Source organism: Paramuribaculum intestinale (assembly GCF_003024925.1).
GTDB classification, from domain to species: domain Bacteria; phylum Bacteroidota; class Bacteroidia; order Bacteroidales; family Muribaculaceae; genus Paramuribaculum; species Paramuribaculum intestinale.
This window is the reverse complement of sequence record NZ_PUED01000095.1, coordinates 1-9796: the sequence shown is the minus strand read 5'-3', so window position 1 is coordinate 9796 and position 9796 is coordinate 1. Positions and strand designations below refer to the sequence as shown.

The following is a 9796-nucleotide window of genomic DNA, read 5'->3' as shown; positions in this document are numbered from 1 at the left end:
ATATCGGCGCGTGGTGCGCGGCGAAAGCGGCAGCGGCTTTTCAGGAGCCGACGGAGTCACCTCTGAAGAATGCAAAGCCTCCAGCAGGCTCTCTCCGGCCATATTCATGCCGGAGCTCACTGTCATGCGCTTCTCCACACCTCCCTGGATCAGACTCACCAAAGTGCCTCCATCGGCATTACGGTCGAGCAAATATATACATTCGGCATTGAGAAACAGACTATTGAAGGCGTCATCGCCGGTTCCCGGCTCAAGCCGCCATGATTTCGGTCGTATGCTTGACTGATTCATGTTGCAAAGTTAGCCAAAAATTTGTGTAACTTTACGAGCAAATTTTGAAAAGATGAAACGACTTGTATTCGGTGCCATCACGGCGCTCATTATCATCACATCGTCGGCTGCCCGGGCCGACAAGCCCTCCGGGGGCACAGTCTACGGCGTAGCGTTCTACAATCTCGAAAACCTGTTCGACACCATCAACAACAACGGTAAATTCGATCTTGAGTTCTCGCCGCAGGGTGCCCGCCAGTGGGATTCGGCGAAATACCGCCTCAAAATCAACAATCTCGCCAACGCGATAGCCAACCTCGTCACCGAATCGACGCCCGGCGGCCCGGCCATCGTAGGCATAGCCGAGGTCGAGAACGAGTCGGTGGTCCGCGATCTTGTCGAGGCAGAACCACTGCGCAGCCGGCGGCTCGGCTACGTCCATCACGACTCACCCGATCTACGCGGCATCGACGTGGCGCTGCTCTATGACTCCACACTGTTCACTCTCATATCCTACGAACCACATTTCCTTTATATACCCGACAACCCCGAATTCCGCACACGCGACCAGCTGTGCGTCACCGGCCTGCTTGGCCGCGACACACTCAGCGTCATCGTCAACCACTGGCCATCGCGCCTCGGCGGACAGGAGCTGTCGGAGCCGATGCGCATAGCTGCAGCAGAACTCACCCGGCACATCGCCGACTCTCTCTGGGCGTGCGATCCCGAACGCGCCATAATCGTGATGGGCGATCTCAACGACGATCCGGCCGACGCATCATGCACCAGAGTGCTCGGCGGACGCGAGGATCCCTACGACGTGGCTCCGCACGCATTTCTCAACCCATGGATAAAGATCCACGCTTCGGGACGCGGCACACTCACCTACCGCGGACAGTGGAATCTCTTTGACCAGATACTCGTGGGCGGCACACTGCTGCCCGACAACGGAGCCTCATCGCTCATCTATACCGGCGCGCGCATCATGGATCTCGACTTCATAAAGCAGCATGGCGGACGCTACGACGGAATGCCCTGGCGCACATACGCCGGCGGCCGCTTCCTCGAAGGATATTCCGACCATTTCCCCACCGAAATATTCCTCTTCGCCCCCGCGGTCAGTGTCAGCCGGCCCTGAACAATTCCCATAAGTAACTCGCAAAAATTAGCTGCGAGTGATTTTTTGAGTTTTGTTCGAGTGATTTTTGTTTGAAGACGAATAAAACAAAAAAAACAGCTATATTTGCAAAACCGTCAAAATCAACAGCATTTATGAAAAAACCATTTACAGCCTTCCTGATAACGCTGGCAGTATTCACCGCCGGCACTGCCAAGGGGACTGCACTTCCCGTAGACTCCATACATGCCGACTTCCGCGAATTTATCCGATATCTTGAAGAAACGCATCCCGACCCCTATACACCCTACGGGGGACGTCCTTATTTTTATGCCACGGCACGCAACTTCACCGAAAGCATATGGACTGACTCTGTAACCGACAGCAATGAGCTTGCCCGACGGATTACACAGTTTCTTCTGCCGCTCGGCGACGGACACACCGGCATCAGCCAGATGAAGCCGAAAGGCAAGAACCGCTACGCTCCCATATATCTGAAACAGCTCTCCGACGGACTTGCCGTAGCCCTTATCCCCGATTCGCTCAAAGAGTGCCTCGGCTATACAATCACGGCTGTCAACAACATCCCACTCGACACGCTCATAATACGCACCGGCAGTGTGGCCATCACGGAAAACCGGTCGGGAATCATGAAGCATCTCTGCTGGAACATAGGCAGCGAGAATTTCCTGAGTCAGACAATCGAGGGATTTGAAGGCGATTCCGTCGACTTCACGCTCAAAGACAAGTCGGGACACGAGCACGGCATACGGCTTCCGCTCATCCCCTCTACCGACCGGTTCAGCTATAAGAGTTATGCCAGAATCAAGTCGAAATACAAGCTACCTAAAGGCAACATGGAATACTGCTTCATCGACGACAAGGGCAAGAGCGCATATTTCAGATTCAACACCACATATTCACGCGACTGCTTCGACTACATGAAAAGCAACGGCTGGGATTACGAATCGCAGCTCTGGAACTACCTTTCCAGCACAGGCCAAAAGCGTCCCGCCACCATAGAAGAAGCTTTCCGACAGATACCGGTGCTTGCCGAGGAATTCGGCAAACTGCTCAAAGAGATGAAAAAGCGTAAATCCGACAAGCTGTTCATCGACCTTCGGAATAACGGCGGCGGATGGACTCCTATAGTCTACGCGATGCTCTATCAGCTCTATGGCAGCAAAGTGGCCACCCAGGACTACAGCCAGCAGTTCTACCGGAAGCTCTCGCCACTCTACTTCAAGAAAATCAACAGCTCCCTCGAAGATTTCAACAAACAATACAACTGCGACTTCACATACAACGATTATACCATCTGGGGGAAGAACAGCGAACCTAAGAAAGAGCTCAGCCCGGAGGAACTCGAAAAATACCTCTCCGGACTTATGACATCGCGCACCGATATGCTTGTCAGGCAGAAAGGAGAGCCGCTTTACCGCCCCGCCGAAGTCTATGTCATCACCGACGGAGTGACATTCAGCGCCGCCTATCACACGGCCCACTATCTGCGTCAGCTTGGCGCAAAAGTAATCGGAGTAGCCAGTTCGCAGGCTCCGAACACCTTCATGGAAACAACGCCGTTCAGACTGACACATACCGGTCTGACAGGCTCTATCTCCAACTCCATCCAGAACATGCTTCCCGCCGATCATCCTGAAGCACGTCAGATGAAGCCCGACGTGGAACTCACCACAGCGACATTCCACCGTTACGGCGATGATGACAACGCCGAGATACGCATGATTCTCGAGCCTTGACAGCCCTGCATTGAGAATATACAGCCGCGTCATCCCTGACTCTTAACAATTGGATCTTGGATGATTGGGCGAAGTTGAGTAATTTTGCAGCGGCCATAATGAATGGCTGCAAGAACCGTATTTTATAACCAAACAAACTGACATGTTCAAGAATCTGTCAATCAAAGCAATCTCTCTCATTATCATGATCGCGGCAGCTATGCCCGCTTCAGCACAGTTCAATCTCAAGAAAGCTGTCGGAGCCGCCAGCAAAGCCGCCCAGGCAGTGACACTCACCGACGAGCAGATGGCCGCCTACGTCAAGGAATCTGTCGACTGGATGGACAAGAACAACCCCGTGCCCGACGAAAACAACGAGTACACCAAGCGCCTGCGCCGCCTCACCGAAGGGCTCAAGGACGCCGACGGCATACCCCTGAACTTCAAGGTCTACGATGTGATCGACGTAAACGCCTTCGCATGTCCCGACGGCAGCGTGCGCGTATTCTCGTCGCTGATGGACATAATGAGCGACGACGAGCTTCTCGGCATTATCGGCCACGAAATCGGCCACGTCACACGCCGCCACTCCAAGAACGCCTTCAAGACACAGCTTCTCACCGGAGCCGCAAAGGACGCCGTAGGATCCACTTCGTCGAAAGCCGCCGCACTGACCGACTCGCAGCTCGGATCGCTCGGCGAAGGACTCATCAACGCAAAATACTCGCAGAAACAGGAGAACGAAGCCGACGACGCAGGTTATGAATTCCTTGTGGCCAACGGCAAGAACCCCTGGGGCATGGTGATGGCATTCGAAAAATTCCAGAAAATGGAAGGAGAGGCCGGAAGCAAGAGCAACTACGTGCAGAAGATGTTCAGCTCCCACCCCGAAACAGCCAAGCGCATCAAACGCATGAGCGAGCGCGCCACCAAGGACGGCTTCGAGCGTCCGGCAGCTGAAGCCGCCGAACAGAAGTAAGCGACAGCAACGGATATATGGAGCTTCGGTCGCTCACACTCACCAACTTCAAGAACATAGGCGAGGCGTCGCTCGACTTCTCGCCTAAAATCAACTGTTTCCTCGGCGACAACGGCATGGGCAAGAGCAATCTGCTCGACGCCATACATTATCTGAGCTTCTGCCGGAGTTTTACCGGCGTGGCCGACACGATGGTGATACGTCGCGGAGAGGACTTCGCCATGGCCAGAGGCATATACCGGCGTCGGGGCGCCGACGAGGAACTGCAGCTGGGCATGCAGCGCGGACGCCGCAAGAGTCTCAAGCGCGCAGGCAAGGAATACACCCGCCTGGCCGACCATATCGGGTCGTTTCCGATAGTGATGACCGCGCCCTCCGACACCGATCTGGCGCGCGGAGCCGCTGAAGAACGACGCCGGTGGATGGATATGGTCATATCGCAGGAAAACCACCGCTACCTCGACGCGCTGATGCGATATGCCACCGCACTCACGCAGCGCAACCGCATGCTGCGCGACGCATCGTCCGACAGCGCCCTCTACGAAGCCGTCGAGCTGCAGATGGAGATGGCCGCCGGAGTCATCACCGGCGCACGCAAAGAGTGGATCGACAAACTCCGCACACGATTCGGCGCCTTCTACGCCGCCATAGCCGGCGAAGAGGAGAAGGTCGACCTCGCCTACGACGACAGCACGGCATCGCCCGACGGCATAGCCGCCGGGCTTGCCGACGCGCTGGCGAGAGCACGGCGGCGCGACGAGGCCATGCGCCACACCACCGTCGGGCCCCACCGCGACGACATAGTGATGACACTCGCCGACATGCCCCTGCGCCGCACCGCATCGCAGGGACAGACCAAGACCTTCACCACCGCCCTGCGTCTGGCACAATACGAATTCCTGCGCGAAGCCACAGGGATGCGCCCGCTGCTGCTGCTCGACGACATATTCGACAAACTCGACTCACGTCGGGTGGAGCGCATCATACAGCTCGTGGCGCGCCGCGACTTCGGACAGATATTCATCACCGACACCAACCGCAAGCATCTCGACGAAATCGTCAGCCACATGGCCGGCGACTTCAGGATGTGGACGGTGAGCGACGGCATATTCACTCCCGAACGATGAAACGCACCGACCCGCAGCTCTTTTCCCAGATATTCAGCAAGCTCGTGGAGCAGAGCGGCCACGCCGACACCTATGCCGAGCAGCGGGCATGCTTCGTATGGCCCGAGGTGGTGGGACAGGGCGTGAACCGCTATACCACCCACCGCTACGTGGATCACGGCGTCATGCATGTCTATATCACTTCGGCGTCGCTTAAAAACGAACTCGGATTCCACAAGACCACACTCGTGGAGCAGATCAACCGACGGGTGGGCCGAAACGTTATAACTTCAATAATAATTCATTGAAAATGCAAGAAGGCACACTGCTGCAGTCCGACAACCCTAAGGTGCCGGAGGCACAATTCCCGTTCCACCACGTGCTGCCCGTGCAGATGCGGTTTACCGACATCGACATGCTCGGACACCTCAACAACAACGTCTACCTCAGCTTCATGGACCTGGCCAAGGTCAACTACTTCTCCACCGTAGGCATGGACTGGCGCAGTCTCAAGGCCGTGGTGGTGCACATAGGCTGCGACTTCTACTCACCGAGCTACTTCAACGAATCGCTCGAGGTGTGGACACAGGTCACATCCGTAAGCACCCACAGCTTCAAGATGGAGCAACGCATCGTGAACGGCGTCACCGGACAGACCAAATGCGTCGGACACACCGTCATGGCCGGATTCGACCCAGCCACAGCCAAAGGACAGGCGCTCGACCGCGAATGGGTCAAGGCCGTAGAACAATACGAGCAGAGGAAACTCTGATCCGACACTCGACCCGACGACCGATCGTCGGCCGGTCACGCACCGCCATATTTGATTTGCAGATTACGGCGCTTTGCATTAATTTTGCAGAAAACAACCCCATCATGACCGATAACGCAATCGACATAAAGGCCATCATGGCCGACATCCTCGAAGCCGAAAGCAAAGCCGTGGCCTCGATACCCTACACCTCCGACTTCGACAAGGCCGTCAGTCTGATCGTAGACCATGTGAAGCAGCGTGGAGGCAAGCTCGTCACATCAGGCATGGGCAAAGCCGGACAGATCGCCATGAATATAGCCACTACATTCTGCTCCACCGGCATTCCGGCGGTCAATCTCCATCCAAGCGAAGCCCAGCACGGTGATCTCGGCGTGCTGCAGCCCGACGACGTGATGCTCCTCGTGAGCAATTCGGGGCGCACCCGCGAGATAGTAGAGCTCCTCAGCCTGGCCGACGAACTTTATCCCGGCATACCGTCGATAGTGATCACCGGCAATGCCCAGAGCGAACTGGCATCGCGCGCCGACGCCACACTCTTCACCGGCGGCGCCCCCGAAGTGTGCCCGCTCGGACTGACCCCGACTACCTCCACCACACTCATGACCGTCATCGGCGACATACTGGTGGTCAACGTCATGAAAGCCACCGGATTCACCAAAGCCGAATATGCCAAACGCCACCACGGAGGCTATCTCGGCCACAAGAGCCGCCAGTGACGCCTACAGGCTGATCACCTTCCTTTAACTCCTAATCCACGCTTTACTTTGAGAAAGATCATAGTGGCAGGCGAATGCTCACTCGACATAGTTTTCCCTGCCGACACCGCATCCGACACATTCAGCCTCACAGCCCATCCGGGCGGACGGCTGCTCAACGCCGCCGCCATACTCGGCGACTGCGGCCACACGGTGGAATTCGCCGGAGAAGCCTCGCGCGACCTCACCGGCGACATCATCACCGGATTTCTCGCCCGACATAACGTATCGACACGCTCCATCGACCGCTACACAGCCGGAGTCACACCGGCCTACTTCCTTTTCGAGAACCGCGACGAGGCCACTGTGGCCATGCGCAGCCACGCCGCCGAAGGTTTTGACTTCATCTGGCCGCGCGTCGACGCCGACGATATCGTAATCTTCGGGTCTTACTTCGCGCTCGACAAGCGCATACGCCCGAATCTGACCGACTTCCTGACAAACGCCGCCGAACGCAAAGCCACAATCATCTACCTCCCCGGATTCCTGAGCAAACTGGAGCCGAGCATCACCAAAGTGATGCCTTTCATACTCGAAAACCTGCAATTTGCCGACATGGTGGTGACACGCAGCGGCGACTTCGCCAACATATTCGGCGCCGACGCCACCCCCGAATCGAGCTACCGCGATCATATCAGTTTCTACACACGCCTGATGGCCAACGTCGACGACAACAACGGAACGATAAGCATCTATCACGGCAAAGACACTGTCACGACCCCTTTCACATCCGACAAAGAGCCTCTTCAGGTCAACGCCATTGCGCTTGCCGCACTGACCGACGCACTGATCCAGCTGGGCATAACCCACGACAATGCCGACAGCCTGCCGTCGGGACTGCTCCGTATGCTCGCATCGCAAGCAGCCGACTTCATATCATCCCGCAAGTGAAAAACGACAACACATCACTCTCACCCGGATTTCTGCCCGGCGACTCCACCGATGCCGGACGCCGGATAGTGGAAGCCGCTACCGTGGAGGAAGCCGCCGAACATCTGCGCGACGCCCGTTTTGACACCGCCCACGACGAGATGAGGCGCTATGCCTCCGACGCCATCATCGCCGGCAATGCACCACATGCCACCGACGCGCTGACTGCCATTGATGCCGTCATGGCCATCGCGCCCGACGCCGACAACCCCGACATAGCCGACAAACGCACGGCCATAAAGCAGGTACTCACAGCGCTCCACTTGTCGCAGAACCGTCATGCAGAGGCGATGCAGACCGCTGCCGACGCCCTCAATATGCTCGCCGCCAATCCGAAGCGGCGCGACGAGGCTTTCCTGAGCATGCTGGCCGCGCTGCTCCACGACGTGGCACTGCTCCACTCCGCACGCGGAGAGTACAGGCAGGCCGAACGCGAAGTGGAGAAATCGATGAAAATACTCGAACGTCTGGCACGCACCGAACCCGACCGCTACGCATCGGCTCTGGTCATGGCACAGGCTTCGGTCACACAAGTGATGCACTCACGCCTCAAACAGGCCAATCTGCTGGCTCACACACAGGCCGCAGTGGAAACATACATGGCTCTGGTAGCAGCCAAAGCGCCCGACGCCACCGACCGGCTCGTCGACTCGCTCGCCGAGGAGGGCCGCACTCTCGCACGCATGGACAAACACCGCCAGGCTGTGCAATATTACACCCGGGCTCTAAAATATCTTGTGGGCATTGAGCCGGAGATGACACTGCGCCAGCTCACACTGTCGATCGACCTTGGCGAAAGCCTTCTGTACATCAAGGGGCAGCGCGAGAAAGGAGTGCATCTGCTCAACACCATGCTCCACAAGGCCACACGCCTCGGCGCCGATGAAGAGCACCGGCGCATAGTGGAAGTGCTGCTCAACGCCAACACCCGCCGCCTTGACATACTCGGACTGTGGCACAAACTGTTCCCCCGCTGAGATCCGACCGGCATCCGTCAATAACAACACTGCAACAAAAAACAACGAAACATGTCGACATATTCACCCCAGACCGACGCTGCCGCCACAACCGACGCACGAGTGGCCATAGTCACAGCCGAATGGAACACCCACATAACATCGCGCCTGCGCGACGAAGCCGTGGCCACACTGCTGTCACACGGACTCACCGATGACCGCATCGGACTCTTCGACGTGCCCGGAGCAGTGGAGCTGACATATGCCGCCGCCCGGCTTGCCGGCTGCGGCTACGACGCCGTCATAGTGTTTGGCTGCGTGCTTCGCGGCGACACCCCCCACTTCGACTACGTGTGCCAGTCGGTCACACAAGGCGTCACCGACATAAACCTGCAGGGCAAAACACCTGTGATATTCGGTGTGCTCACCGTCGACACCGAGCAGCAGGCCATCGACCGCATAGGCGGCCCGGCCGGGAACAAGGGCGCAGAAGCGGCTCTGACAGCATTGAAAATGATCGCTTTCGACCGATCGACAAAGCATGCCGCCGAAAAACAACCGGAAACAAACATACATCCCTGATGAAACGCATAAACCATATCATTGCAGCCATAGCACTGTCGGCGGCTACTTACATCACCGCCGGCGCCGCCGACAACAACACCGCCGAAGGAAAAGAACGCGGCTATATGACCATCAACCGCCAAACAGCCGAAGCACACATAGGCTTTCTGGCATCCGACGAACTTCAGGGACGCGAAGCCGGATACCCCTCGGGACGCATCGCCGCCAACTACGCAGAAGCCTGCCTGCGCGCCACAGGCCTTGAACCGTGGGACGGCAAGACCTACCGCCAGCCGTTTGCCGCCTACCGTCGCGAACGGCAGAAAAAAGGACGCTACACCGTCCATCCCGACTCGATAGCACGCCTGGAGCAGGAGGTGCATCAGAAACTTCCGCTCACCAACATCATGGGACGCATCACAGGCAAGAATCCCGACGAATACGTGATCATCGGCGCCCACTTCGACCACCTCGGGACAGACCCGCTGCTCGACGGCGACCAGATCTACAACGGCGCCGACGACAACGCATCGGGAGTGGCAGCCGTGCTGCAGATCGCACGCGCATTCGTCGAAAGCGGAGTGCAGCCCGAGCGCACAGTGATC

The 9796-nt window shown here is 57.4% G+C and carries 12 protein-coding genes; 11 read left to right on the top strand and 1 reads right to left on the bottom strand.

Going from position 1 to position 9796, the window contains the following annotated elements:
* On the bottom strand, positions 1-291 hold a 291-nt coding region (locus C5O24_RS08165; RefSeq protein ID WP_133165505.1), incomplete at its 3' end, for a hypothetical protein.
* 52 nt (positions 292-343) lie between these two features.
* Here C5O24_RS08165 and C5O24_RS08160 point away from each other — a divergent pair.
* The 11 genes from C5O24_RS08160 to C5O24_RS08110 all read left to right on the top strand — a co-directional run.
* The gene (locus C5O24_RS08160; protein WP_107681687.1) at positions 344-1408 is read left to right on the top strand and encodes an endonuclease/exonuclease/phosphatase family protein; all 1065 of its coding nucleotides are present in this window, start codon (positions 344-346) and stop codon (positions 1406-1408) included.
* 134 nt (positions 1409-1542) lie between these two features.
* Positions 1543-3147 carry a S41 family peptidase gene (locus C5O24_RS08155; RefSeq protein WP_107035995.1) on the top strand — a complete coding sequence of 535 codons (1605 nt, stop codon included), beginning with the start codon at positions 1543-1545 and terminating at the stop codon, positions 3145-3147.
* A 142-nt stretch (positions 3148-3289) separates the two neighbouring features.
* Entirely contained in the window at positions 3290-4105 is an 816-nt protein-coding gene (locus C5O24_RS08150; protein WP_107035994.1) for a M48 family metallopeptidase, read from the top strand.
* Positions 4106-4122: 17 nt separating this feature from the next.
* A complete protein-coding gene (recF, locus tag C5O24_RS08145; RefSeq protein WP_107035993.1) occupies positions 4123-5232 on the top strand; it encodes a DNA replication/repair protein RecF in 1110 nt (369 codons plus the stop codon).
* Complete coding sequence (locus C5O24_RS08140; RefSeq protein WP_107035992.1) at positions 5229-5519, top strand: DciA family protein; 291 nt, start codon at positions 5229-5231, stop codon at positions 5517-5519. The genes recF and C5O24_RS08140 overlap by 4 nt, the downstream gene beginning before the upstream one ends.
* 2 nt (positions 5520-5521) lie before the next feature.
* Positions 5522-5983, top strand: a complete 462-nt coding sequence (locus C5O24_RS08135) for an acyl-CoA thioesterase (RefSeq protein WP_107035991.1) — start codon at positions 5522-5524, stop codon at positions 5981-5983.
* Positions 5984-6087: 104 nt separating this feature from the next.
* Complete coding sequence (locus C5O24_RS08130; RefSeq protein ID WP_107681686.1) at positions 6088-6702, top strand: KpsF/GutQ family sugar-phosphate isomerase; 615 nt, start codon at positions 6088-6090, stop codon at positions 6700-6702.
* Positions 6703-6750: 48 nt separating this feature from the next.
* On the top strand, positions 6751-7632 hold the full coding sequence (locus C5O24_RS08125) for a carbohydrate kinase family protein (RefSeq protein WP_107035989.1): 882 nt from the start codon (positions 6751-6753) through the stop codon (positions 7630-7632).
* Positions 7629-8648, top strand: a complete 1020-nt coding sequence (locus C5O24_RS08120; protein WP_107035988.1) for a hypothetical protein — start codon at positions 7629-7631, stop codon at positions 8646-8648. Before C5O24_RS08125 ends, C5O24_RS08120 begins: the two co-directional genes overlap by 4 nt.
* A gap of 51 nt (positions 8649-8699) precedes the next feature.
* Positions 8700-9209, top strand: coding sequence for a 6,7-dimethyl-8-ribityllumazine synthase (gene ribH / locus C5O24_RS08115; RefSeq protein ID WP_107035987.1), 510 nt, complete (start codon positions 8700-8702; stop codon positions 9207-9209).
* Positions 9209-9796: M28 family peptidase (locus C5O24_RS08110; protein ID WP_133165504.1), on the top strand; the 588-nt coding region annotated here is incomplete at its 3' end. The genes ribH and C5O24_RS08110, both read left to right, overlap by 1 nt.

Bases quoted from the DNA above. Each gene is read 5' to 3' on its own strand.
- C5O24_RS08160 (WP_107681687.1), top strand. From the start codon at position 344: ATGAAACGACTTGTATTCGGTGCCATCACGGCGCTCATTATCATCACA.
- C5O24_RS08155 (WP_107035995.1), top strand. From the start codon at position 1,543: ATGAAAAAACCATTTACAGCCTTCCTGATAACGCTGGCAGTATTCACC.
- C5O24_RS08150 (WP_107035994.1), top strand. From the start codon at position 3,290: ATGTTCAAGAATCTGTCAATCAAAGCAATCTCTCTCATTATCATGATC.
- recF (WP_107035993.1), top strand. From the start codon at position 4,123: ATGGAGCTTCGGTCGCTCACACTCACCAACTTCAAGAACATAGGCGAG.
- C5O24_RS08140 (WP_107035992.1), top strand. From the start codon at position 5,229: ATGAAACGCACCGACCCGCAGCTCTTTTCCCAGATATTCAGCAAGCTC.
- C5O24_RS08135 (WP_107035991.1), top strand. From the start codon at position 5,522: ATGCAAGAAGGCACACTGCTGCAGTCCGACAACCCTAAGGTGCCGGAG.
- C5O24_RS08130 (WP_107681686.1), top strand. From the start codon at position 6,088: ATGACCGATAACGCAATCGACATAAAGGCCATCATGGCCGACATCCTC.
- ribH (WP_107035987.1), top strand. From the start codon at position 8,700: ATGTCGACATATTCACCCCAGACCGACGCTGCCGCCACAACCGACGCA.